Origin of the sequence: Pseudomonas sp. G34 (assembly GCF_031119625.1) — a bacterium.
Taxonomy (GTDB): domain Bacteria; phylum Pseudomonadota; class Gammaproteobacteria; order Pseudomonadales; family Pseudomonadaceae; genus Aquipseudomonas.
Genome location: NZ_JAVHZV010000030.1, coordinates 354,479 through 379,583 on the forward strand (window position 1 = coordinate 354,479; position 25,105 = coordinate 379,583).

A 25,105-nucleotide genomic window follows, 5' to 3' on the forward strand; every position below is an offset into this window, starting at 1 on the left:
GAGACGAAAGTAACGGCATTGCAAGGCAATGCCGAAGAAACAGCAGAGAATCAGCGCCCAAAGATGCGCAGCAGCGTGCGATCACGGTCGATAACGTGGTGTTTCAGTGCCGCCAGACCGTGCAGAACCGCAAAGATCACGATAGCCCAGGCCAGGTACTCGTGGATCAGCCCGGCCACATCGCCCTGATTGGGAATGCTGGTCACGCTCGCCGGCACCTCGAACCAACCGAACACGCTGATACCGCGGCCATCGGCGGTGGAGATCAGGTAGCCGGAAGTCATCAGCACGAACAGTCCCAGATACAGAAAGCCGTGCCCCAGCTTGCTGGCCACCCGCGTCAGCCGACCGTGTTCGGGCAACGCTGGCGGTGGCGGGCTGGCCAGGCGCCACAGCAGGCGAGCCAGCATGACGATGAACAGCAGGATGCCGATGCTCTTGTGGATGTTCGGCGCCGTCTGATACCAGCCACTGTAGTAGCTAAGGCCGACCATCCAGAAGCCAAGTGCGAACAGACCGAACACCGCAATGGCCACCAGCCAGTGCAGGGCAACGCTGATGAGACCGTAACGGAACGTAGAATTGCGCCACTGCATGGCAGGCTTCCCTAATTCAAGATCCAACAGAGAGTAGCGGCAAACCTATCGATTTAAAGCGGAAAGTTTCGCTATCACCGATCGAGACAGGCGATATTCGGGCCCGTGCGTCGGCTGGAGAATAGTATCAACACCGCCCTGGTGACGATGAGGTGGTGGATTTCCTTACCGCGCCCGCCGCTCGCCTTGCCACTCGAACGCGCTCCCAACGCAGCAATGTCGCTGCCCGGCCGGCTCACTTCACACGTCAACAGCAGCGTTACAGGTCGGTGATCCGAGCCCTACAGGGCACAGGAGCACCGCTGAACGTTCGACTCACCCGCCCATTGGCCTCTTCGGCGACCGATATCCGGGCCACGGGCGAACGCCCAGGCCCGAACTCACCCAACTACCATCTCACTGATTCGAATGGCTTTTCTGCGCGGCGCCCGGCTGCCGAGAACCTGTTACGTACCGTTAATTAACCGTTATCCAACTTGTCCGGGGTAAGCCCGCCGAGCAGCATCGAGACCGCCCGTTGCAACAAGCCGTCCGAGCGGGCCTGCAAGGAGAAAAAGAAGCGAGGCTATCCATGGCCTCAAAACAATAACAAGACAAGAAATGGCGAGGTACTAACTATGACGATGCATAGCATCTGGGAATCCATTGTCGCCTTCTATGAGCCAACGCTTGAAATAGTGAGCTTATGGGCCCTCGGACTTCCTCTTTTCGTGACCGTCATCGCGGTGATGTTCATTCTCTCGCAAAAGTGGCAGGGCCCCCTGACCCTGGCTTCTCTGGCCAACGCGGCCTTTCCCAAGGCGCAATATCAACACCCCTCATCACGGGTGGACATGTGGAACGGCATCATCCTGTTGCTGATCGGCTTTCCCATGGTTGGCGTCATCGCCATCAATGGCATCGCCATTGCCGACAACCTAGGGGCGTATTTCAATGCCGAGTGGGGCGCCCGAGAGCCGCTGATCACCTCCACCTGGCTGCTCGTCACCGTCCAGTTCCTGGTGTATTTCATGAGCGTCGACTTCGTGGGGTACTGGGTACATCGCTGGTGTCATACCAACGCCCATCTCTGGCACCTGCACAAGCCTCACCATACCGCCGAGACCCTGACGCCCTGGACGCTGTTCCGCCAGCACCCCATCGAGTTCTTCGGCCTGAACATCATCCCGGCGGTCGTCGGCGGGGCCTTCACCGGCGTGGTGCTCTATGCCACGGGCAGCCAGGTGCACCCCGGCATGGTGGCGGCGGTGGCCACGACGGCCTATATCGCCTTCTTCGTTATCGATGTGTTCTCCCACGTGCATATGCCGATCTCCTACGGGTGGTTGAACAGGATCGTTCTGGCGCCGGTGATGCATAACCTTCATCACAGCATGGAGCCCCAGCACTGGGACAAGAACAATGCCGTCATCCTGACGCTCTGGGACTGGATGTTCGGAACCCTCTACCTGCCCAAGAAAGGTGAAACCTGGCGCTGGGGCTGCAACGACGACGAATACGGACCGAACAATCCGCACAACACCCTGAAGGGCTTCTATCTCGACCCATTCGTCACGCTCTGGCGGCACCTCAGAGAAGGCAAGAGCCCCAACCCATAGCGGGCTCGCGCACCTTGAACCCGGGCCGGCTGGCCTCCCTCGATAGCCGAGGGCCAGCCGAGACAGCCAAGGGGACGCGCGTGCGCTCTCCGAGCCTGTTTCCAACCCAGCAGCGGCTAATGAAACGTCCAAGAAGGAAATCCGACATGGCATTGCAAGACCAACTCCATTGGCGCTACGCCACAAAGAGCTATAACGGCCACAAGGTGGAGCCAGAGAACGTCGACTCGATTCTCGACGCCATCCGCCTGGCCCCGAGCAGCTCGGGGCTGCAGCCTTTCAAGGTATTGGTGATCAGCGACGGCGCCTTGAAAGCACGGTTGCAGCCGATCTGCGCCAATCAGCAACAGATTGGCCAATCCTCTCATCTGTTGGTTTTCGCTGCCTGGGACGCCTACACGCCTGAGCGGATCAACGATTTTTTTGCCTACAGCAACGGCATCCGCAATCTGCCGGCAAGCGTTACCGATGACTACCGGCTGTCGCTACTCGATTCGTTCGCCAGCATGAGCCGGGAGCAGCAGTATTTTCACGCAGCCAAACAGTGCTACATCGCCCTGGGGTTCGCACTGCTGGCAGCTGCCGAACGTCGCGTGGATGCCACGCCCATGGAAGGCTTCGACAACCAGGCGCTGGATGCACTGCTGGATCTTCCCGAACAGGGCCTGGCCAGCGCCGTGCTGATGACCCTTGGCTATCGGGATGTCGAAAGCGACTGGCTGGCAAAGCTCGAGAAGGTTCGCCGCACCAAGCAGGAGCTGTTCGTGGAGATCAAATAGCCTGCCCCCAAAAGGCTGAATGTGCCGGCCTGAGCTGGGCAGCTCGACAGCCACTGCCGAGCAGCTCGTGCAGGCGCGGTGCATCGGCTATCCGACACCTGCAAGCCCCGGGATAGGCGGCGCCCTCTGCAACCACAGGCCTGATCAGTTGCCGCGTCGCAGGGCGGCCTCATCAACCTCTCGCGCCTTGGGCGCAGCCGCGCCAGGCGGCGCCCCGTTCGCCCGCCACATCCGAGCGACGTCAAGCGGGCGGGCGATCAGCAATTTGCCCGATACATTCGACGGACCAAATGTGCGCACCTCGTAAAGGGCCTCGAAGGCCTCGCTGCCACCCAGGCGGGCTTGCAAACGACCGAGTTCGTCGCCATCGGCAGCAATATGCCCGGCCTCGACGAGCGCGGGATCCATTACCCCCGCAACCACGACGACGTGATTGCCTGCAGGCCCCGGAAAACGGGCAAGGTATGCGTAATCACGGCGCATGATTCCCTGGCTGGAAGGCTCGTCCCAATCGGCCTGGAAGCGCTCCCCGCTCGCCTTGTCGACAAGCGTGTCGCCACTCGCCGACAGCGAAAAACCGGAAATATCGAAAAACGGCTCCTGCAAATCGCCAAGGGTGTCGAGCAAGCCGACATAAACGATATCCTGATTGCTCAGCATCTCGTTGGTGAACCGTGACGTCGTCACGTGCCTGATCGGCCTTGCACCTGCCCCCGTTGCCGCGGCCACGATTGGCGCCACCGAAACCAGGGCCGGTGCCAGCCCACTCGGCAAGTGATAGGCATTCATGTCGACATAGCCCTGGCCCTCGGGCGCCCTCTGCATGAACTGATTGAGCTGTTCGCTGGACGCTATGCCGGGGTCGGCAATCATGCGCCTTACCGAGCCGTCAGCAGCGCGCTGGCCAAACACATAAAAATCACCGGAAACGATCATCACCGGCGCGCGGCTGTCTGCCAGGCCACGCCACAGAATGCTTTCGCTGCGCGGATCATCGGGAGATTTTGCCGCCAACCAAAGCCAGCCCCCGCCACCGAACACCAGCAAAAGCGCCAGCCCTGCGAGATACCGCCAACCAGGGGAGCTTCGCCACGAATGCTCGAGGCGTTCATCGGTTTCGTCTGGCGCGACCACCACCAGGCGATATTCGCCACGGGGTAGAACGAGCCGCTCACCCCGTTCATCTGCTGGCGCCGCATCCAGTTTCTTTCGCAGCCGGTGAATATGCACGCGCACCGTGGCATCGACCGCAAGATCCGCATCGCTGGCACGGCCAAACACCACGCGGGCAATCTCGATCTCCTTGGTTGCGGTCGCCGTCAGGGATCGTTCGAGGAGAAACTCGAACAGGCGAATCATCCGCCGCGATTTGCCGAGCAGCCCACTGTTGAAAATTCGTTGTGCGTGGGCAGCGAGCCGATGCTCCTCGCCCACGTCCTGCAACTCATCCATTTCACGCCCCTGCCGCTCGTGACGGCATTGCGGATACGGCGCTTGGCCCGTTGCTCGACTTATGCGCCCGAGATCAGGATCCGCGTGCCCCCGGATCAGGTTGACCGGTCAGCCCTAGCATAGGAGCAAGCTCACCTGCATCCGTAGCCCAAATTGGCACATGGCCGTACTTGCCGGAAAAACCGCCTGGCCGCTATCCAGGTAACCGGCGGGGCCGCGCCGCGCGCAGCGAACATGAAACGTTTCGGTCAGCGCCTATGGGCTGCTGCGGTAAATGCCCTGCACATGCCCCGATGAAGCCGAACCTTCTGATAGGCTTGCCCGCTGACAATTGGGAGAGCGACTCGATGAGCAACCAACACTGGATGCAGCGTGACCTGGACGTCCTCTGGCACCCCTGTACACAGATGAAGGACCACGAGCGCCTGCCGCTGATTCCGATCCGCCGCGGCGAAGGCGTGTGGCTGGAAGACTTCGAGGGCAAACGCTACCTGGATGCGGTGAGCTCCTGGTGGGTCAACGTGTTTGGCCATGCCAACCCGCGCATCGGCGAGCGCATCAAGCAGCAGGTCGATCAGCTCGAGCACGTGATGCTGGCCGGTTTCAGCCACCAGCCGGTGGTGGAGCTGTCCGAACGCCTGGTGCGCATCACCCCGGAAGGCCTGAACCGGGTGTTCTACGCCGACAATGGCTCTTCCGGCATCGAAGTGGCGCTGAAGATGAGCTTCCACTACTGGCTCAACAGCGGCCAACCGGCGAAAAAACGCTTCGTGACCCTGACCAACAGCTACCACGGCGAAACCGTGGCGGCGATGTCGGTGGGCGACGTCGCGCTGTTCACCGACACCTACAAGGCGCTGTTGCTCGACACCCTCAAGGTGCCGAGCCCCGACTGCTATCTGCGCCCCGAGGGGGTGAGCTGGGAAGCGCATTCCCGGACGATGTTCGCCGCCATGGAGCAGACCCTGGCCGAGCACCACCACGAAGTGGCGGCGGTGATCGTCGAGCCATTGATCCAGGGCGCCGGCGGCATGCGCATGTACCACCCGATCTACCTGACGCTGCTGCGCGAGGCATGCGACCGCTACGGCGTGCACCTGATCCATGACGAGATCGCCGTCGGCTTCGGCCGCACCGGCACCATGTTCGCCTGCGAGCAGGCCGGCATCACCCCGGACTTTCTGGTGCTCTCCAAGGCGCTCACCGGCGGCTACCTGCCGATGGCCGCCGTGCTGACCACCGACGATGTCTACGCCGCTTTCTACGACGACTACGCCACCCTGCGCGCCTTCCTGCACTCGCACACCTACACCGGCAACCCGCTGGCCTGCGCGGCGGCCCTGGCGACCCTGGATATCTTCGCGGAGGACGGCGTGATCGAGGCCAACAAGAAGCTGGCCAGCCGCATGGCCAGCGCCACTGCGCACCTGGCGGAGCACCCGCATGTCGCCGAGGTACGCCAGACCGGCATGGCCCTGGCCATCGAGATGGTCCAGGACAAGGCCGGCAAGGTCGCCTACCCCTGGCAGGAACGCCGCGGCCTCAAGGTATACGAGCACGCCCTGACCCGCGGCGCCTTGCTGCGCCCGCTGGGCAGCGTGGTGTACTTCCTGCCACCCTATGTGATCAGCGAGGAGCAGATCGACTTTCTCGCCGACGTCGCCAGCGAAGGCATCGACCTGGCCACCCGCACCTCGCTCAGCGTGGCCGTTGCCGACACCCGCTACCCGGGCTTTCGTGACCCGGGCTAAAGGCCGCAGCAAGTCTCTGGTAACAGCGGGGGCGTCAGGTGCTTTAAACTTGGCGCTTCGACTCGCCGCCTGTAGCTGCCCTTATGCGCCTTTCCCGTTTCTTCATCGACGCTCCCCTCTCCCTCGGCCAACACCAGTTGCCCGAAGCCCAGGCCCATTACATCGGCCGGGTGCTGCGCCATGCCGCGGGCGATGCGGTGCAACTGTTCGATGGCAGCGGCCAGGAGTTCCTCGGCGAGCTGATCGAGGTGGGCAAGAAGAACGTGCGCGTCGAGTTGCGCGAGCAATTCGCCGGGCAGGCCGAGTCGCCGCTGCACATCCACCTGGGCCAGGGGCTGTCGCGCGGCGAGCGCATGGACTGGGCAATCCAGAAGGCCACCGAACTCGGCGCCCAGGTAATCAGCCCGATCATCAGTGCGCGCTGCGAGGTACGCCTGAAGGATGAACGCACCGACAAGCGCATGGCCCACTGGCGCCAGGTGGCGATCAGCGCCTGCGAGCAATGCGGTCGCTCAGTGATTCCGCTGATCCACCCGCCCATCGCCCTCGGCGACTGGCTGCAGCAAACCGAGGCGGACCTCAAGCTGGTGCTGCACCCGGTTGCCGAACCGCTGAGCAGCCATGCCAAGCCGGCGACGCTGGCCTTTCTGATCGGCCCCGAGGGCGGTCTCGCCGATGCCGAGGTGGAGCAGGCGAAAAGCGCGGGCTTCCACGCCGCGCGCCTGGGGCCACGGGTACTGCGCACCGAAACCGCGCCGGTTGCCGGCCTCGCCCTGGCCCAGCACCTGTGGGGCGATTTCTAGGTTTTCCGGCAACGAACTCGTCGGCCAGGCAGCCCCTGGCAGCGCCAGTAAGGCCGCAAGAAAATCAGCGCCGATTGACTATCATCACTACAGCACCCGCGTAGCGGACATGATGAGAGCCGACCATGAATGAGCGCTATTCGGGCCCCCAGATCGTGCTGCACTGGCTCAGCGCCGTGCTGGTCATCTGCACCCTGTCACTGCCCTACGCCCAGGATCTGCTGGCCGACCTGCTCGGCGGCAGCGGCGACGTGTTCACCCTGCACAAATCCCTGGGCCTGAGCATTCTGCTGCTGACCGTGCTGCGTCTGCTGCTACGTGCCCGGCACGGCACACCGCAACGGCTGGTCGACAGCGCCAGCTGGCAGCGCCTGGCGGCCAAGCTGGGCCATGCCGCCCTGTACCTGCTGTTGCTCGCGATGCCGTTGAGCGGCCTGCTGTTCGGCAAGCGGCCGGTGGAGCTGTTCTGGCTGCTGACGATCGATCCGCTGCCGGTTTCCGATACCACCCGCGCCCTGGCTCGCCAATTTCACCTGACGGCCAAGTACCTGTTATTCGCGTTGATCCTGGGCCACGCCTGCATGGCGCTCTGGCACCATTATCGGCTGCGCGATGGCGTACTCAGGACGATGCTGCCGCGGCGCTGATGCCGGCCGGGGCGCGGCGTGCGCCCTGCAGCCTGGATCAGAGGTCGTCGAGAATGTCCGACATGTCGTCGGCGTGCTCTTCTTCCTGGGCGAGGATGTCTTCGAAGATGCGCCGCGTGGTGGGGTCGTCATTGCCCAGGTAGGCGATGATTTCGCGGTAGCTGTCGATCGCGATGCGCTCGGCCACCAGGTTCTCGGTGACCATCTCCTTGAGCGAGCTACCGGCGACGTACTCGGCATGGGAGCGCGCCGTCAGGGTGGCCGGGTTGAAGTCCGGCTCGCCACCGAGCTGGGTGATGCGCTCGGCCAGCCTGTCGGAGTGTTCCAGTTCCTGCTGGGCATGCTCGAGAAACTCGGCAGCCGCCACGCTGGCCTTGAGGCCGCTGGCCATGTGGTAGTGGCGCTTGTAGCGCAGATAGCAGACCAGCTCGGTGGCCAGCGACTCGTTGAGCAGGCGCAGCACGGTTTCGCGGTCGGCCGTGTAGCCTTCGGTGATCGCCCCGGATTCGAGGTGCTGGCGGGCACGCTGGCGCAGAATGCTGATATCGGTGAGAGGGGTGGCGCTCATGACTTTTCTCCATCGGCTTACGGTTGAGTGCGCTGGCTCTGCTGGCTGGCGTCACTCGTGTGTGAGTCGCTGCGAAGAAGAAAAGTTTGACCTGTTTCTGGATGTTACCGCCGTTTCGCTTGTACCTCAGATCAACTCGGCATCGGCGAGTAGCTGCTCGAGGCCTTCGAGATCGGGAATCCGCAGCACGCTATCGTCCACCCTGACCGCCGCCAGTTCCAGCGGCGCCAGCTCGGCATCGGCACGCGGCAGGTCCTCGGTGATGCGCAGGGAGCGCGGAATACCCTGCACCAGCAGGGCGATGAACTTGACGTTGGCGCGACCGCCCAGGGCGTTGAGAATGGCGATCCGGGCGCCGCTGCCCACCACCGGCTGAGCGCCACTGGCGGCCTCGAAACTGAGCAGCGGCAGGCTCAGGTCACGCCAGGCCACCTGGCCGAGAAACCAGCCCGGCATGCCGGCCATGGCCGGCGGTGCCCGGTAGGGAATCAGCTCGGCCACCGCCACGTTGGGCAGCAGCAGGGTGCGATCGGCCAGCGGCACGACCAGACCGGTCAGGCTGCTGACGCTGTTCTGGGTAGCGACGGCTTGGCTCATGAAAACATCCTGTTAGACAGCGAATGAGGTAGGAAGAGCGTGCCGGCCACTGGCGCACTGCTCGGCGAGGTGCTCGACGAGGGCCGCCGCCAGTTCTCGCGGGTCGGCGGTAAAGCTGCTGTAGCCGCCCTCGCGCAAGCTGTCGGGCATGCTCGAGCAGGCGCAACTGTCGGCCCGCTGCGTCCAGATCAGCCCGCCCTGGCGTTTCACGTAGGCGGCGGCGGCACTGCCATCGCTGCCCATGCCGCTGAAGGCGATCACCCCACTGTTGGCAGCGTAGCGCTGCGCCAGGTTGAGCATCATCTGGTCGATCGACGGGCTGTAGGGCTCCGGCCAGGGACGATTGGCGACCCGCATCACGCCGTCATCGGCAAAGGTCAGCTCGCTGCTGATCGGCACCACCACCACCTCGCCACAGCGCAGGGTATCGCCATCGCGCACCGTGCCGACCCGCCACTGGCTGTGGCGGCCAACGGCCTGGGGCAGCGTGGTCTCGAAGCTGGGGTCGATATGCTGGGCATACAGGAAGGCCACCGGCAGGCCGCCCGGCAGCGCATCGAGAAACGCCTTCACCGCCGCCGGCCCGCCCAGCGAAGCCGCCAGCAGCCAGACTTGCCGCGCCGGCTCGCCGGCCTGCAGCGGGGTATCGGCCAGCACCGCTGGCAAATCGATGCGTTCAGGCCGCTGCGCCTCGGCCAGCAAGCTGTCCAGGCCGCCACCGGCAGTGGCCAGGGCAGGATCGCCGACCAGTTTCTTCAGCTTGCCGACCAGGCGGCGCTCCCAGCGCGGGTAATGTTCGGAGCTGCGCTCGGGCGCGTGGCCCTCGCCGAACAGCACCGGCACCTCGGCGCCGGCCATCAGGGCGTCGATCAGCGGCAGTTCATCGGACTGCATCAGGTCGACCAGCCACAGGTCGGCTTCACAGCCCTGCAGCGCCGCCTCGTCGAGGCGCCCCGGGTCGCTGTTGAGCACCACCTGGTAACCGTTGCTGCTCAGGGCCTGCTGCAGCACATGGCGTTGCAACGAGGTGTCGGCGATCACGGCAATACGGGCCGCACAGGATTGGCTCATGATCGCTTGGTCCACTTCTCGATGGAGTCGAGCAGCAGCGACTCCTGGTAAGGCTTGCCGAGGTACTCGTTGACGCCGATGCTCATCGCCCGCTCGCGGTGCTTCTCACCGGTACGCGAGGTGATCATGATGATCGGCAGGTCCTTGAGGCCTTCGTCGTGGCGAATCAGGTTGGCGACCTCGAAGCCGTCCATGCGCGGCATTTCGATGTCCAGCAACATGATGTCGGGGCGATGCTCCTGCAGCTGGGCGATGGCGTCGACCCCGTCCTTGGCGGTCAGCACGTTCATGCCGTTGCGTTCCAGCAGGCGGCTGGTGACCTTGCGCACGGTGACCGAGTCGTCCACCACCATGACCAGGGTCGGGCGTTCCACCTCGGCTTCCGCCGCGGCGCTGGCCTCGGCCGACAGCCGCGGGCGTACCTGATACTGCAGGTGGGCGTGCAGCTCGCGGATGGTCGCCAGCAGGTCGAGAATCACCACCACGCGGCCATCACCGAGGATGGTCGCCCCGGAAATGCCCGGCACCGTGGCGAACTGCGGGCCGAGGCTCTTCACCACGATCTCCCGCGAGCCGGCCAGGGAATCCACCTGCACGGCCACCGCGTGTTCGCTCGAGCGCACCAGGATCACCGGCAGCGGCAGGCTCTGGCCGACCAGTTTGGGGTGCTGGCCATTGTTGAGCAGGTCGCCCAGGTAACGCAGCTCGTAGGCTTGCCCGGCGTATTCGAAACGGGGGGCATCGGGGCCGTAATAGCTTTCCAGCTCGTACGGCGAAACGCGCACGATACCTTCGATGGTGTTGAGCGGAATGGCGTACAGGTCTTCACCGGACAGCACCATCAGCGCGCGGTTGACCGATACGGTGAACGGCAGGCGAATACGGAAGGTGGTGCCTTCGCCGCTGACCGAGTCGATGCTCATCGAGCCGCCGAGCTGCTTGACCTCGGCGTTGACCACGTCCATGCCGACGCCGCGCCCGGAAATCTGCGTGACCTTCTCGGCAGTGGAGAAACCCGCTTCGAGAATGAACTGCAGGATCTCGTGCTCGCCGAGGTCGGCACCAGCGTCCATCAGGCCGCGCTCGATGGCCTTGCGGCGCACCGCATCGAGGTTGATGCCGGCACCGTCATCGCTGAGCGTCAGCACGATGTCGCCGCCCTCACGGCCCAGGTCCAGGCGAATGCTGCCCTGCTCCGGCTTGCCGGCCTTGCTACGCACGGCAGCGCCTTCGATGCCGTGGTCGACGGCGTTGCGCAGCATGTGTTCCAGCGGTGCGACGATGCGCTCGAGCACCGTGCGGTCCATCTCGCCATCGGCGTTGCCAACGGTGAATTCGACCTGCTTGCCCAGCTCGCTGGCGACCTGCCGCACGATCCGCCGCAGGCGCGGCACCAGGCGGTCGAAGGGCACCATGCGCGTGCGCATCAGGCCTTCCTGCAGCTCGGTGTTGACCCGCGCTTGCTGCAGCAACAGGGTTTCCGCGTCGCGGTTACGCGAGGCCAGGGTTTCCTTGAGATCCAGCAAGTCGGAGGCCGATTCGAACAACGCCCGCGACAGCTGCTGCAGCTGCGAGTGGCGGTCCATTTCCAGCGGGTCGAACTCCTCGTAGCCGGCGCGCTCGGCTTCGGCCTGGTAACGGCTGAGGATCTGCGCCTGGGTTTCGGTATCCAGGCGGCGCAGCTGATCACGCACGCGGTCGATGGTGGCTTCCATCTCGCTGAGGGTGAAGCCGAAATCGCTGACCTGCTGCTCGACACGGCCACGGAAGATCGAGGTTTCACCGGCCAGGTTGACCAGCCCTTCGAGCAGATCGGCGGGCACCTTGACCAGCTCCTGCGGGGCACGCCGTGCGGCGGCCTCCTCGGCGGCCACTTCGGCGCGTTGCACAAACGGCAGCACGCGGTTCTGCACCGCGACCGCCGGCAACTCGCTGGCGGCAACGATGGAGGTCACCGCCCGCGCCACCGGCTGCTCCGGCTCGGCCGGGCGCTCGTCCTGGGGTTGCTGCTGCAGGCGCGCGCGCAGCTCGTCGAGGCTCTTCTGCAGGCCTTCGAAGCCGGACTGCACGTCAAGGAACAGGCTGTCCGGCCAGGGCGCACCCTGGGCCTGGGCTTCGGTCAGGTGCTGCTCGAGATCGTGGCTCTGATCCCCCAGCTGCTTCTGCCCGGCCAGCCGCGCACCGCCCTTGAGGGTGTGCAGGATACGCAGCAGCTCGTCGATACGGCTGGCGTCGTCACGCCGCTCTTCCCAGCGGCCGATGCCGGCTTCCATGGCTTCGAGCAGTTCGTCGGCTTCCTCGAGAAAGATATCGAGGATTTCGTCGCCATCGGCATCGAAGGATTCCTGCGGCGCGGCGCTCAGGGGCACCGCGCGCGGTATGCTGAGCTGCTCGTCCGGGTTGGCGCGCAGGCGGCGAATGGTCTCGATCAGCTCGTCACCATCGGGCACCTGACGGTGCGAGCGCACGGCGTCGAGCATTTCGGCGAGGCGGTCGTGGCAGGCATGCAGCAGCTCGAACAGCATCGGGCTGGGGCGCAGGCGGCCGTTGCCGAGGTCCTCGTAGAGAAACTCCAGTTCGTGGGCCAGGTCGCCGATCTCGCGGATCTCGGCCATCCGCGCACCACCCTTGAGGGTGTGCAGGTCACGCTGCAGGGACTCCAGATCGAGGCTGTTGTCGACGTCATCCATCCAGTGGGTCAGGGCCGCACCGGCGCTGTCGATGATGTCGAAACCTTCCTCGAGAAAGATTTCCACCAGCTCGGGGTCGCGCTCGCTGTGCACCGCGGCTTGCGGCGCCGGCTCGGCGCGCACCACCGGCGGCTCGGCTGGCGCTACCAGGGGCTCGGCGACGGGCGCTTCGGGTTGCGGCTCATCCGCGGGCTCGAGCGCCTCGGGTAGGGCCGGTGCTTCGAGCTCGGCGTGCTGTTGATCCTGGCCACCGCGCTGGCGGAACTGGCGAATGGCTTCGACCAGCTCGTCGGCCGGCTGCGCCGGCTGGCGTGCCTGCAAGCTGGCGAGCATGCCACCGAGCAGCCCATGGCCCTGCTGCACGCTATCGGTGGCGAACGGGGATACACCGTAGCGGCGATCCACCAAACCTTCGTAAAGGGCTTCCAGCTCGTGGGCCAGCTCGCTGATCGGCGTCACGCCGGCCATGTTGGCACCGCCCTTGAGGGTGTGCATGTCGCGCTGCAACGACGACAACAGCGTGCGGTTGTCCGGCTCTGCCAGCCAGCGCTGCAGATTGCCGGCGGCGCTGTCGAGAATGTCCACCGCCTCTTCGAGGAAGATCGACTCCAGCTCGTTGTCGTCTGCTTCGGCGGCGTCGGCCGGCTCGCCGAGCGGCTGCTCAGCAACGTCCGAAGCGTGCAGTGCGCGGGTTGCCTCTTCCAGCTCGACCACCTGCAGGCCCGGCACATCGCCGGACAGCAGTGCCAGCTTGGCAGGGTCCAGCGCTTCGTCGAACAGCGCACGCAAGGCGGCTACGCGCTCGGGGCAGGCGCTGACTTCGAGGCCGGCGGCCACCTGGTCCATCATGCTGACCAGCGCTTCGTGGGCCTGTTCGGCCTCGTCGAAGAAGCGCTCGCTGACCGCCAGGCTGCCGTCTTCCACGGCGCCATAGACATCCAGCAACGCTTCGCACAGTTCGTCGATCTGCGGCAGTTCGGCCATTTCCGCGCCGCGCCCCAGGGTGGTCAGCTCTTCGAGCAGGGTATTGAGCTCCTGGCGCTCGGACGGCTGGGCGCGCCAGCGGCGCAGCACGTCTTCGGCATCCAGCAGGATGTCCATGCCCTCGGCCAGGAAGATGCTGATCAGTTGCGGATCACGACTCTCGCCGTGCTCGCCCTGACGCTGGCTCTGGGCGTGTTCGAGGCGTTGCTGATGCAACTGCTGAACCCGCTGCAGAAATTCCTCGGTACCCGGGATCGGGCGCAGGGGGTCGCTTTCCAGCTGGGCCAGGCCCTGACGGAACAGCGCCTGGGCCTCGACCAGCACCTCGGCTTCGGCCAGGTCCAGCGGCACCAGATTGACCTTGAAGTCCTTGACCATCTTCTCCAACGGCGCGGCCACTTCCGCCATCGGCAGGATGCCCGCCATGTAGGCGCTGCCCTTGAGGGTGTGCAGGGCACGCTGCAGGTCATCGGTCACCGGCTGCGGCATTTCACGGGCGCAGTCGTCGAGAAAGGCGGCCAGGGTGTCGAGGTGGGTTTCCGCCTCGTTGCGGAAGATTTCCAGCAATTGCGGGTCCAGCCCGGCATGTTCGTCATGCGCCGGTGCGGCAGCCTCGATCTCGCCCACGGGCTCGGCTACCGCAGCAGCCGGGGCGTCATGCTTTGGGAGGCTCAGCCCTTTGGCCAGGGCATGGGCGTCGGCTGCCAGGCGGTCGACATCGTCGCGCTGGCGCTGGGCCTGGGCGGCGAACTCGTCGACCAGCTCGGGGGTCAGCGCGACGACCTGGTTGATCACCTGCTTGACCTCGGCACCCGGCTGGATGCTGCGGTCGAGCACGCGGTTGAGCAGGTTCTCGATCGACCAGGCCAGCTCGCCGATGACCAGCGCACGCACCATGCGGCCACTGCCCTTGAGGGTGTGGAAAGCCCGGCGGATCTCGCTCAGTGCCTCGCGGTCTTCGGTATCGGCGCACCAGCGCGGCAGGAATTCGCCGATGGTTTCCAGCACCTCACCGGCTTCCTCGATAAACACCTCACGCAGCTCTTCGTCGATGGGCTCTTCATCGGCAGGCGGCGGCAGCAGGCTTGGCGGCACGTCCAGCGCAGGCGGGTTGATCGCCTGGACCGGTGCGGCCATCACATCGGCCATGGACAGCGGCTTTTCGCCTTGTGGCTCCTCGACTGCCGGCGCCTCGGGCATACCGGGCAGCTCGACTTCCGGCAGTTGCAGGTCGTCCAGGTCGACCTCGTTCCACTGCGGTTCGTCGCTCGCCTCCAGCTCCAGAGATTCGAGCTCCAGCGGCTGCTCTTCGAAACCCTGGGTGGGCAGATCCAGGAGCGGCAACTCGGCGGCGGTGGGCTCGGCAGCACTGGGCTCGAGATCGCTTTGCAGTTCGTCCAGCGACCACAGCTCGTCCTCGGCGCGGCCGTGCTGCTCGGGCGCGGTGGCCGGCTGCTCGTCGAGGTCGAAGGACCAGCTGTCATCGGCGAGCGAAGCAGGCGGCTCGGCTACCGGCAGGATTTCTGGCTCGCCAAGCTCCAGCGGCTCGGCGGACAGCAGGAAGGATTCATCCCGGCCTGCGCCGGCCGCGTCGTCCAACTCGCGGTCATCCAGCGCCCAGGCGTCATCGGCCACGGCGGCCTTGGCATCGGCATAGGGGTCGTCGCCGAGTTCGCCCAGGTCGATGCCGTAGGGGTCAGTTGCTTCGTCGGCTTGCTCAGGCGTCAGCGCCTGGGGTTGCTCGGCGGCTGGCGACCAGCTGTCCGTCTGGTCAGTGGCAACCAGCGTCTCGGTGGCCTGCTCGCCGGGCTCGATGACCTCGCCGGGCAGCTCAGGCAGATCGGCAGGCTCGCAAGCCTGCGGCGCCGACAGCTGCTCATCCTGCGGCCAGTGGCTGTCGGCCACATCGGTGACAGCCTCGCCAAGCGGCTCCGGCTGTTCGAAAGCCGGCTCGTCCAGCACGGGTAGCTCATCCGCGGCGGGTTCCGTCGGTGCGTCGTGCCGGGCGTTGTCGACAGCCGGCGCGGCCAGCACGTCGATATCGTGCAGCGGATCATCCAGTGGCGCCGGTTCTTCCTCGGCGGGGGCGTCGAGGATCGACGGTTTTTCCTGCAGCGGATAACCCAACGCACCGAGGCTTTCCTCGGCCACATCGAGGATCAGGTCGCCCTGGGTGGCGTGGTCTTCGGACAGACGCTCCAGGTAGTACTCGACGCTGGTGATGGCATCGGCCAGGGTGTCGAGGTTCTGCCAGTTCGGCACGGCCTTGCGGGCCAGCAGCTGTTCCTGGATGTAGCGGTTGCAGGCATTGAGCAGCGCGGCGGCACGTTCCAATGGAATCATCGCCAGACCGCCACGCACCTGGGTCAGCAGTTCCGGCACGCGGGCCAGGTGGTCGTGATTCCACTGCGAGGCGATGAACTCGATGATCGCGTCCTTGGCCTGTTCCAGGCCGGTACGCGCTTCCTTGATCACCAGTTGGTGGATCTGCCCGACATCGGTGGTGGGCAGGTGGCTTTCTTCGCGCTTGTTGCCGTCGCTCTGGCCGACCATGCCGGTCAGCGTCGCTTCGACATAGAGCAGCGCGCCGGCTATGTCCATCAACACCGCGTCGCTTGGCGACTGGGTGCCTTCGGTGAGGGCGCGTACCACGTCGAGCTGGTCGACGATGACCTTGCGCGGCTGGGCGAAGCCAAGCACCGCCAGGGTATCGGCGATCTGCTTGAGCGGCACCGAGAGGGCCTGCAGCTCACTGACCTGAGAGCGATCACTGCGCACGAACAGGTCGAGGCTGTCCTTGACCCGCACCAGCTCTTCACAGAGGGCGCCCACCACCGAGCGCATGGCATCGCGATCAGGGCCGGCCAAACGCGCCCGCTCTTCGTCGACCACGTCATGATCGGGCAGCGCTTCGTCGAGGTTGTAGCGCTCGCGCAGCACCTGGTTGCGCGGCGACTGCGGCGAGGCCTTGGCGACGTAGAACAGCAGGTTCTTGGTGAGTTCGTCCGGAGCGCGCTGGTTGAGGCCGTCGGCGCCCTGTTCGGTCAGGCGCTTGAGCTCCTTGTCGACCTGGCGCAGCAGCGTGCGTATGGAGGTGCCGTTGGCGATGCTGCCGTTGGACAGCCCTTCGACGACGCCGGAGGCGATCTGCCACAGCGACTCCAGCGGCGAGCTCTTGCACAGGGTTTCCAGGCGCGCGAACACCCGCGCCATGTAACCGAGGTTGGTATCCATGTCCTGCTGGCGAATGACGCCGACCAGCGCCACCTGCAGCATCTGCCGCAATTTGCGCAGCAGCGCCGGCAATTCGGCGGTGCGCAGCTGGGTCAGCGACTCGGGCGACAGCGCCGCGGGGCGGGCCGACAGATCCGGGGAGAACAGGCTGGTTTCCGACAGCAGCTTCTCGCCCCGCGCGGCGCGCAGGTCGTTGAGCAGCGGCAGCACCACCATGGGCAGGTCGCGGCGTGCGGTCTGGATGCGGTCCAGGTAGATCGGCAGTTGCAGGATGGCCTGCATCAGCACTTCCAGGGCTTCGCCCTGGTTGGCTACACGCCCGTCGATCAGCGCCTGGGACAGGTGCTCCATCTCCTCGGCGAGCAAGGCCGCACCGAAGAACTCGACCATCTGCAGGGTGCCGTGAACCTGATGCACATAGGTCTGGCAGAACCGCATGCGCGTCGAATCCTGCGGATTCTCGACGAACGCCTCCAGTGCCTGTCGCGCCTGCTTCAGGGTTTCCGCGATTTCGCCCTTGACCCACTCCAGGGCGACATAGTCGTGCCGATCACCCATACACACTCCGTCTCTTAGCCCTTGCGGGTATACGCCAGCACTCGCTCATCGGCCACCGGAAGCATGTCCGGGTGCTGCCAGCCGACCACCTCGCCCACCCCGATCACCAGCAAGCCACCCGGCGCCAGGCACTCGGCCAGGCGGTTGAGGATCTCGCGGCGTCGCCAGCGGCGAAAATAGATCAGCAAGTTCTGACAAAAAATAACGTCCATGCCGGTCATTGGCGCCTTGTCCAATTCCAGCACGTTGAGCCTGGCGCAGCACACCCGTGCGGCCAGTTCCGGCAAAACCTTGAAGCGTTCATCCCCCTGACGCGTGAAATAGCGCGCGCGCAGGTCTTCATCCAGCGGTTGCAGCCGGCGTCCGTCGTACAGGCCTTCCCGGGCCTTGGCCAGGGCGCTGCGGCTGATATCGGTGCCGGTGACACCGAACCGGCCCTGCGGCCCCAGCGCTTCACTGGCACCGATGGCCAGCGAATAAGCCTCCTCACCGCTGGAGCAACCCACGCTCCAGATCGCCAGGGGTCTGTCCAGGCCCTGCTCGCCGCGCCGGGCGACGTAGGCCTGGTACACCTCGAACGACGCCGGATGCCGGTAGAAACGGGTTTCCTGTACGGTCAGTCGATCCAGCAGGTTCGCCCATTCCACGGCACCGCGCGGGCCATCGGTGACCTGCCGGTAGTAGCTGGCGTAGTCGGCGATGCCCAGTTCGCGCATGCGCGTGCTCAGGTTGGTCTGCAGGAATACCCGGCGCTGCTCGTTGATCACCATGCCCAGGCGCGATTCCAGCAACTGCTGCCAGTCGCGGAACTCCGTGGCGGACATGTCCGCCACTGGCTGCAAGGCCCAGACGCCTGACTGCATGATGAAACCCTCGCTCGAGCACGCGACCGCCGCCTGGTGCATCGTTCAATGCGCCAGGCGGCAGGCGATCACGCCTGCTCGCCGTCGTTTGGCAGGTTGAAACCAGACACCGAGTTACGCATTTCACTGGCCATCTTGGCCAGGTTACCAATGCTCTTGGCGGTCGCGGTGGTACCCGACGAGGTCTGCGAGGTGATCTCCTGAATCACGTTCATGGTGTTGGAGATGTGGCCGGCAGACGAGGCCTGCTGGCGCGCCGCGTTGGAAATGTTCTGGATGAGTGCGGCGAGGGTCTTGGATACCTTCTCGATCTCTTCCAGGGCCACACCGGCGTCCTGCGCCAGGCGGGCACCACGCACCACCTCGGACGTGGTCTGCTCCATGGAGATAACCGCTTCGTTGGTGTCGGTCTGAATGGTCTTCACCAGTGCCTCGATCTGCTTGGTCGCCCCCGAGGAGCGCTCTGCAAGACGCTGTACCTCGTCCGCTACCACGGCGAAGCCGCGGCCTGCGTCACCAGCCATGGAGGCCTGGATCGCGGCGTTCAGTGCCAGGATGTTGGTCTGGTCGGCAATGTCGTTGATGAGGCTTACGATGTCACCGATCTCCTGGGACGATTCACCGAGGCGCTTGATTCGCTTCGAGGTGTCCTGGATCTGCTCACGGATGTTATCCATGCCGGTGATGGTGTTGTGTACGACTTCGTTGCCCTTGTTGGCGATGGCTACGGAACGCTCCGCTACCGCGGAGGACTCCGAGGCGTTCGCCGATACCTGGTCAATCGACACGGCCATTTCGTTGATCGCCGCCGAAGCCCCGGCGATTTCCTGGGCCTGGTGCTCGGAAGCCTCGGCCAGGTGCATGGCGGTGGCCTGGGTTTCCTGGGCGGCGCCAGCCACCTGCACGGCGGTCATGTTGATCGTCGCGACCAGCTCACGCAGCTGGTCGATGGAGTAGTTGATGGAGTCGGCGATGGCCCCGGTAAAGTCTTCGGTTACCGTCGCCGCCACCGTCAGGTCACCGTCGGCGAGGTCGGCGATCTCATCGAGCAGACGCAGAATCGCGGTCTGGTTACGTTCGTTCTTCTCGGCGGTTTCGGCCAGTCGACGGTTGGTCTCCTGCACCATCACCAGGCCGATGATCAGAATCGAACCCAGCGCCAGGGCGCCCAGCACGTAACCGGCGATGGTGTTCAGCGAACGACCGGAGGCCAGGCCTTCGAAGCCTTCGGACAACGCCGAGGCCTTGTCGAGCAGGGTCTGCGAGACGGTGAAGATGGTGTTGGCGGACTCACGAACCTGGAACAGCTCAGGTGAGGTTTCGAGAATCTCGTCCACGGAGCCGGAAATGAATTCGAACAGCTCGGAAATCTCCGCCAGACGCTCCAGGGCTTCCTGGTCGCTGACCTTGGTGATTTCCATGGCCGCGTTGCCTTCCTGCATGGCGCTCAGTACGCGGCCGAACAGGCTGGCGTCGCGACCGAACATGTCGGCGGCCTGCACCGAGTCCTGGTCACCGGCGAGCACCTTGTTCACCGAGCCGAGAATCCGCTCGGCCAGCAGCGACTGACGCTGGGCAACCGATACCTGGGCAGCGGGCGCACCGCTTTCCAGCAGGATGTCGACCACTTCTTCGTACTCGACCTGCAGCTGCGGAATGGTTTCGGCCAGGGTGGCGGCCACCTGGTGCAGCGACAGAACGGTCTGCTCGCTGGCCAGGATGGCGTCGGCGTTCTGGCGCAGGGCATCCCAATCCTGCTGCACGGCAGCCATCTGCGTCTGCACGGCGGCAGGCGCAGCGGGCAGGCCGGTCTGCGCATCACCGTCGGTCAGGTAGGCCCAACGCTTCTGGAAATCGTTGCGGGCATCGCGCAACAGGGCGAAGGCTTCGGCCTTGCCCGCGGCGGATTCGGTGGCGTCCTTGGCGATACGCTGGGACAGTACGCGCAGCTCGCCCGCATGGCCGAGGTACTCGGTGTCGTAGTTTGCCTGCGTGTTCATGTAGGCAAAGTTGGCGAACAGCATCACGATCGAAACGATCAGGACGACGAACAGCCCCGCCACGAGTGCGCCGACCCGTGTCCCCGCCAGTACGTTGTTGGAGATTACTTTTTTCATTATCTGGCCCCCGCCTGGACCCTACCGCACTTCGAATTCCATCTAACGTCAGAAGGCTGGCTGCGCCGCCCCCACCGAAAAGCTATCTGTATGCCACGTCGATAAACTCTGGAGCCTGGGCCAGCGCATGAGGGCTGAACACCAACCAGGGCTGCTCGCGCTGGAACAAACCATGAATGAATGGCTGGATGGATGCCTCGAGCGCCGGCAACTGCTCGGAAAAGGTATCCACCGCAAAATGCTGCATGCCGAACACCTCGTCGACCGTCAGGCCCGCGAAGATGTCCTGATGATCGACCACCAGCACCCGCCGCTGCTTGCGCAGGGGCGACAGCTCGCCGCCGAAAAAGCCGCACAGGTCCATGACCGGCAGCAATCGTCCACGCACGTTGGCCACGCCCTTGACCCAGCTCTTCACGCCGGGCAGCAAGGTATGCCGTGGCTCGTGCAGCACTTCACCGACCTCACCCATCGGTGCGACGAAAAACCGCTCGCCCATGCGAAAGCCAATGCCACTCCAGGTCTGCACCGCCACCTGCTGCGAAGGCAAGCCCGCTGCCAACGCACGGCAACGCTGCTCGATGCCGAGAAGGATCTGAAAGGGGGTGCGTGTCTCTGACATGCCTGTCGTGACCTTCTTCTCTTGTTGTGTCGCGCTGCGCGGCCTTAGCCTGCGAGCACCGCGTTCAGTGTTTTCAGCAGCGTAGCTTCGTCCACCGGCTTGGTCAGGTAGTCCTTGGCGCCCTGGCGCTTGCCCCAGACCTTGTCGGTTTCCTGATCCTTGGTGGTGACGATGATCACCGGGATGTGGCTGGTTTCGGCATCCTTGGTCAGCTGGCGGGTGGCCTGGAAGCCATTGAGCCCGGGCATGACGATGTCCATCAACACCACATCGGGTTTTTCCTGGCGTGCCAGGGCGACGCCATCGGCGCCGTTTTCGGCCTTGAGTACCTGATGGCCATGTTTTTCCAGCATGGCGGTCAGCTTGTACATTTCGGTCGGCGAGTCATCAACAATCAGAATTCGAGCCATGATGTTTCCCAATACATGAAGAGAGGCGGTTGTAGCGACAGCCGGGCGTCAGGACGCTTGCTCGACCGGAGAGAACTCCGGCACGTGGGCCTTGATCGCGCCGAGCAGCTCTTCCTTGCTGAATGGCTTGGTCAGGTATTGATCAGAGCCGACGATACGCCCCTTGGCCTTGTCGAACAGGCCGTCCTTGGACGACAGCATGATAACGGGCGTGGACTTGAAGGCACTGTTGTTCTTGATCAACGCGCAGGTCTGATAGCCGTCGAGACGCGGCATCATGATGTCGACGAAGATGATATTCGGATGGGTGTCGGCGATCTTCGCCAGGGCATCGAAGCCATCCACAGCGGTGATCACATCACAGCCCACCTTTTTCAGCAGGGTTTCCGCTGTACGACGAATCGTCTTCGAGTCGTCGATCACCATCACCCTCAAGCCTTCCGAATGCTGTTCCATGTCTGCCCTGCCACCACTTCGGTGAGTCGTTGTATTACGCCATATCCAGTGCGCCGGAGGCCCTGAAACCAATGGGCCCGGCCCATCGCTGGGCCTTTTTAGCACACTCTCCACATGCAAGCCATCGGCCTGGTCGCCCTTGACCACCAGCCCCGTCAGCGCCACCCTTGGCGCCCATCCCTGCTACCTTCGCGGCTGCTTCGCACCGCCCTCTACGGAGATACCCCAATGAGCGTTCGGCTCGGCATCGTCATGGACCCCATCGCGCAGATTTCCTACAAGAAGGACAGCTCGCTGGCCATGCTTCTGGCGGCCCAGGCGCGCGGCTGGAGCCTCTTCTATATGGAGCAGAAGGATCTCTACCAGGCCGCTGGAGTCGCCCGCGGCCGCACCCGCCCGCTCAAGGTGTTCGCCGACCCCCAGCGGTGGTTCGAATTCGGCGATGAGCAGGACATGCCCCTGGCCGAACTCGACGTGATCCTGATGCGCAAGGATCCACCCTTCGATAACGAATTCGTCTATTCAACCTACCTGCTCGAACAGGCCGAGGAAGCCGGCACCCTGGTGGTCAACCGACCGCAGAGCCTGCGCGACTGCAACGAGAAGTTCTTCGCCACACGCTTTCCGCAGTTCACGCCGGAAACCATCGTCAGCCGTAGACCCGACATTCTGCGCGATTTTGCGCGACAGCACCGTGACATCATTCTCAAACCCCTCGATGGAATGGGCGGATCGATGATCTTTCGTCACCGCGAGGGCGATCCGAACCTCTCGGTGATCCTCGAAGCCCTTACCGCCCATGGCAGCCAGCAGATCATGGCGCAGCGCTACCTGCCGGCCATCCTCGACGGCGACAAGCGTATTCTGATGATAGACGGTGAACCGGTGCCCTACTGCCTGGCGCGCATTCCGGCCAGCGGCGAGACCCGCGGCAACCTGGCCGCCGGCGGCCGTGGCGAAGCCCGCCCGCTCAGCGAACGCGATCGCGAGATCGCTGCAGCAGTAGGCCCGAGCCTGCGCGAACGCGGCCTGTTGTTCGTCGGCCTGGACGTGATCGGCGACCGCCTCACCGAGATCAACGTCACCAGCCCGACCTGCATTCGCGAGATCGATGCAGCCTTCGATACCCGTATTGGCGAACAGTTGATGGACAGGATTGCCGAAAAGCTCAATGCGCGGAGTGCTTCATAGACTTTTGCCCATCGCCTCGGCAGACTGCGCGGCAACCTGGGGCCTGCTGAGGTTTCAGCACGCCCCGCCGAACCGTTGACAGGCCCTGACGACAGATAGTGATGACCGCGACAGCCACCCCACCCGATCTCCCCCCCTCCGGCGTTCGCCCGGCGGATCGGCTGGGGTTTACCCTGTTCCTGGCGGCGGTGCTGCACATCGCACTGATTCTCGGCGTCGGTTTCACCTTCGCCGAGCCCGGGCAGATCAGCAAGACCCTGGAAATCACCCTGTCCACCTTCAAGAGCGATGAAAAGCCCAAGGAGGCGGACTTCCTCGCCCAGGACAACCAGCAGGGCAGCGGCACCCTGGAGAAGAAGGCGGCGCCGACCACCACCGAACAGGCGCCCTTCCAGGACACCGAAGTGCGCAAGGTAACGCCCGCCGCCGCACCGCCACCGCCTGCGGTGAAGCCCGAGGCACCGAAAGCCGCGGTAACCACTCGCGCCCCGCAACAGCAAAAGGCGCCGGCCAAGCGCGAAGAAACCAAGCCAACACCGCCGAGCCAGGAAGCGCCATCATTCGACAGCGCACAGCTGTCGGCGGAAATCGCCAGCCTGGAAGCCGAGCTGTCCAACGAAGTACAGCAGTATGCCAAGCGACCGAAGATCCATCGCCTCAATGCCGCCTCGACCATGCGCGACAAGGGCGCCTGGTACAAGGACGAGTGGCGCAAGAAGGTCGAGCGTATCGGCAACCTCAACTACCCGGACGACGCACGGCGCCGGCAGATCCACGGCAGCCTGCGCCTTTTGGTGTCGATCAACCGCGACGGCAGCCTGTACGAAGTGATGGTGCTGGAGTCCTCCGGCGAGCAGGTGCTCGACCAGGCCGCCATGCGCATCGTGCGCCTGGCCGCGCCGTACGCGCCGTTCACCGGCGACCTGGCCGACATCGATCGCCTGGAAATCATCCGCACCTGGCGCTTCGAGCGTGGTGACCGCCTGTCGAGTAACTGACGGCAGCCTCTGCGAGCGCTTCGCATAGCCACCGCATTTCAGGCTCATGTGCAGCTTGTAGCTTGCGCCTTGCAGCTTCAAACTAGCGGCCATGAAAGACGCCAGCCCGAGCATTCTCAAAGACCACTTTCTGATCGCCATGCCGCACATGGACGATCCGAATTTCGCGCACACGGTTATCTACCTGATCGACCACAACGATCAGGGCGCCATGGGGTTGGTGATCAATCGCCCCCACGGCCTGAACCTGGCCGACGTGCTCGAGCAGCTACGCCCGGACACTGACCCGTCGGTGCTCTGCCAGAGCCTGCCGATCTTCAGCGGCGGCCCGGTGCAGACCGACCGCGGCTTTGTGCTGCATCCCAAAGGCCGATACTTTCAGGTCACCGTGGACCTCGGTGAACTGAGCCTGTCGACCTCCCAGGACGTGTTGTTCGCCATCGCCGAAGGCCACGGCCCCACCAGCCACCTGATCGCCCTCGGCTATGCCGGCTGGGGCGCCGGCCAGCTGGAAGCCGAGTTGGCCGAAAACGCCTGGCTGACCTGCCCGGCGGATCAGGCGATCCTTTTCGAAACCCCCTACGATCAGCGCCTGGGCGCTGCCGCCAAGCTGCTCGGCATCGACCTCAACCTGCTCACCGCTCAGGCGGGGCACGCCTGATGGCCGCAGTTGGAGATAAACCGCTGCGCCTGCTGCTGGGCTTCGACTACGGCAGCAAGCAGATTGGCGTTGCCGTCGGCCAGCCGATCACCGGTTCGGCACGCGAGTTGTGCATCCTCAAGGCGCAGAACGGCGTGCCGGACTGGCAGAAGGTCGAAGCGCTGATCAAGGAATGGCAGCCCGATGCAATGGTCGTTGGCCTGCCGCTGAACATGGACGGCACGCCCAGCGACATGAGCGAGCGCGCCGAGAAGTTCGCTCGCCGTCTGAATGGCCGCTTCAACCTGCCGGTCTTCACCCATGACGAACGCCTGACCACTTATGCCGCCAAGGGCGAGCGCCTGCAGCAGGGCCAGACTGGCGGCTACCGCCAGCGCCCGGTCGACGCCCTGGCCGCCGCCCTGCTGCTGCAGGGCTGGCTGGAAGAAAACAGCCCGGCCTGACCCGGCCACAAGGAGC

Annotated in this window: 20 protein-coding genes; 9 read left to right on the top strand and 11 right to left on the bottom strand. The window is 64.6% G+C overall.

Going from position 1 to position 25,105, the window contains the following annotated elements:
* Window positions 1-50: 50 nt before the first annotated feature.
* Window positions 51-596, bottom strand: a complete 546-nt coding sequence (locus QYS36_RS23190; RefSeq protein WP_308841714.1) for a cytochrome b — start codon at window positions 594-596, stop codon at window positions 51-53.
* 617 nt (window positions 597-1,213) lie between these two features.
* On the opposite strand from QYS36_RS23190, the gene QYS36_RS23195 reads away from it, so the two are divergent.
* Together QYS36_RS23195 and QYS36_RS23200 are read left to right on the top strand one after the other, a co-directional pair.
* On the top strand, window positions 1,214-2,194 hold the full coding sequence (locus QYS36_RS23195; RefSeq protein WP_308841715.1) for a sterol desaturase family protein: 981 nt from the start codon (window positions 1,214-1,216) through the stop codon (window positions 2,192-2,194).
* A gap of 146 nt (window positions 2,195-2,340) precedes the next feature.
* The gene (locus tag QYS36_RS23200) at window positions 2,341-2,973 is read left to right on the top strand and encodes a nitroreductase family protein (RefSeq protein WP_308841716.1); all 633 of its coding nucleotides are present in this window, start codon (window positions 2,341-2,343) and stop codon (window positions 2,971-2,973) included.
* Window positions 2,974-3,117: 144 nt separating this feature from the next.
* Here the strand turns inward: QYS36_RS23200 and QYS36_RS23205 are convergent, their stop codons facing one another.
* Complete coding sequence (locus tag QYS36_RS23205; RefSeq protein ID WP_308841717.1) at window positions 3,118-4,425, bottom strand: hypothetical protein; 1,308 nt, start codon at window positions 4,423-4,425, stop codon at window positions 3,118-3,120.
* A gap of 347 nt (window positions 4,426-4,772) precedes the next feature.
* Between QYS36_RS23205 and QYS36_RS23210 the strand changes: the two genes are divergently transcribed.
* From QYS36_RS23210 to QYS36_RS23220, 3 genes are all read left to right on the top strand, one after another.
* Complete coding sequence (locus tag QYS36_RS23210) at window positions 4,773-6,176, top strand: adenosylmethionine--8-amino-7-oxononanoate transaminase (protein ID WP_308841718.1); 1,404 nt, start codon at window positions 4,773-4,775, stop codon at window positions 6,174-6,176.
* A gap of 83 nt (window positions 6,177-6,259) precedes the next feature.
* A complete protein-coding gene (locus tag QYS36_RS23215; RefSeq protein WP_308841719.1) occupies window positions 6,260-6,979 on the top strand; it encodes a 16S rRNA (uracil(1498)-N(3))-methyltransferase in 720 nt (239 codons plus the stop codon).
* A gap of 125 nt (window positions 6,980-7,104) precedes the next feature.
* Window positions 7,105-7,626 (top strand): cytochrome b/b6 domain-containing protein, encoded by a 522-nt coding sequence (locus QYS36_RS23220; RefSeq protein WP_308841720.1) that lies wholly within the window; start codon window positions 7,105-7,107, stop codon window positions 7,624-7,626.
* Between the two features lie 37 nt (window positions 7,627-7,663).
* Here QYS36_RS23220 and QYS36_RS23225 read toward each other — a convergent pair whose 3' ends face one another.
* The 9 genes from QYS36_RS23225 to pilG form a co-directional block, all read right to left on the bottom strand.
* On the bottom strand, window positions 7,664-8,194 hold the full coding sequence (locus tag QYS36_RS23225) for a ferritin-like domain-containing protein (protein ID WP_308841721.1): 531 nt from the start codon (window positions 8,192-8,194) through the stop codon (window positions 7,664-7,666).
* 126 nt (window positions 8,195-8,320) lie between these two features.
* The gene (locus QYS36_RS23230; RefSeq protein WP_308841722.1) at window positions 8,321-8,791 is read right to left on the bottom strand and encodes a chemotaxis protein CheW; all 471 of its coding nucleotides are present in this window, start codon (window positions 8,789-8,791) and stop codon (window positions 8,321-8,323) included.
* 12 nt (window positions 8,792-8,803) lie between these two features.
* Window positions 8,804-9,862, bottom strand: a complete 1,059-nt coding sequence (locus QYS36_RS23235; RefSeq protein WP_308841723.1) for a chemotaxis protein CheB — start codon at window positions 9,860-9,862, stop codon at window positions 8,804-8,806.
* Window positions 9,859-17,328, bottom strand: coding sequence for an Hpt domain-containing protein (locus QYS36_RS23240; RefSeq protein WP_308841724.1), 7,470 nt, complete (start codon window positions 17,326-17,328; stop codon window positions 9,859-9,861). The genes QYS36_RS23235 and QYS36_RS23240 overlap by 4 nt, the downstream gene beginning before the upstream one ends.
* A gap of 14 nt (window positions 17,329-17,342) precedes the next feature.
* Window positions 17,343-18,191, bottom strand: a complete 849-nt coding sequence (locus QYS36_RS23245) for a protein-glutamate O-methyltransferase CheR (protein WP_225606261.1) — start codon at window positions 18,189-18,191, stop codon at window positions 17,343-17,345.
* A 68-nt stretch (window positions 18,192-18,259) separates the two neighbouring features.
* On the bottom strand, window positions 18,260-20,308 hold the full coding sequence (locus tag QYS36_RS23250) for a methyl-accepting chemotaxis protein (protein WP_308841725.1): 2,049 nt from the start codon (window positions 20,306-20,308) through the stop codon (window positions 18,260-18,262).
* Window positions 20,309-20,390: 82 nt separating this feature from the next.
* Window positions 20,391-20,930 carry a chemotaxis protein CheW gene (locus tag QYS36_RS23255; RefSeq protein WP_308841726.1) on the bottom strand — a complete coding sequence of 180 codons (540 nt, stop codon included), beginning with the start codon at window positions 20,928-20,930 and terminating at the stop codon, window positions 20,391-20,393.
* A gap of 44 nt (window positions 20,931-20,974) precedes the next feature.
* Window positions 20,975-21,340: a twitching motility response regulator PilH gene (gene pilH, locus QYS36_RS23260; RefSeq protein WP_013789448.1), complete on the bottom strand. Its 366-nt coding sequence runs from the start codon at window positions 21,338-21,340 to the stop codon at window positions 20,975-20,977.
* Window positions 21,341-21,388: 48 nt separating this feature from the next.
* On the bottom strand, window positions 21,389-21,796 hold the full coding sequence (gene pilG / locus QYS36_RS23265; RefSeq protein WP_111461352.1) for a twitching motility response regulator PilG: 408 nt from the start codon (window positions 21,794-21,796) through the stop codon (window positions 21,389-21,391).
* A 228-nt stretch (window positions 21,797-22,024) separates the two neighbouring features.
* Between pilG and gshB the strand changes: the two genes are divergently transcribed.
* The 4 genes from gshB (at window position 22,025) to ruvX (ending at window position 25,089) form a co-directional block, all read left to right on the top strand.
* Entirely contained in the window at window positions 22,025-22,987 is a 963-nt protein-coding gene (gene gshB / locus QYS36_RS23270) for a glutathione synthase (protein WP_308841727.1), read from the top strand.
* A 101-nt stretch (window positions 22,988-23,088) separates the two neighbouring features.
* Window positions 23,089-23,985: an energy transducer TonB gene (locus QYS36_RS23275; protein ID WP_308841728.1), complete on the top strand. Its 897-nt coding sequence runs from the start codon at window positions 23,089-23,091 to the stop codon at window positions 23,983-23,985.
* Window positions 23,986-24,076: 91 nt separating this feature from the next.
* The gene (locus QYS36_RS23280) at window positions 24,077-24,646 is read left to right on the top strand and encodes a YqgE/AlgH family protein (RefSeq protein ID WP_308841729.1); all 570 of its coding nucleotides are present in this window, start codon (window positions 24,077-24,079) and stop codon (window positions 24,644-24,646) included.
* On the top strand, window positions 24,646-25,089 hold the full coding sequence (ruvX, locus tag QYS36_RS23285) for a Holliday junction resolvase RuvX (protein WP_308841730.1): 444 nt from the start codon (window positions 24,646-24,648) through the stop codon (window positions 25,087-25,089). The genes QYS36_RS23280 and ruvX overlap by 1 nt, the downstream gene beginning before the upstream one ends.
* The last annotated feature ends 16 nt before the right edge of the window (window positions 25,090-25,105 follow it).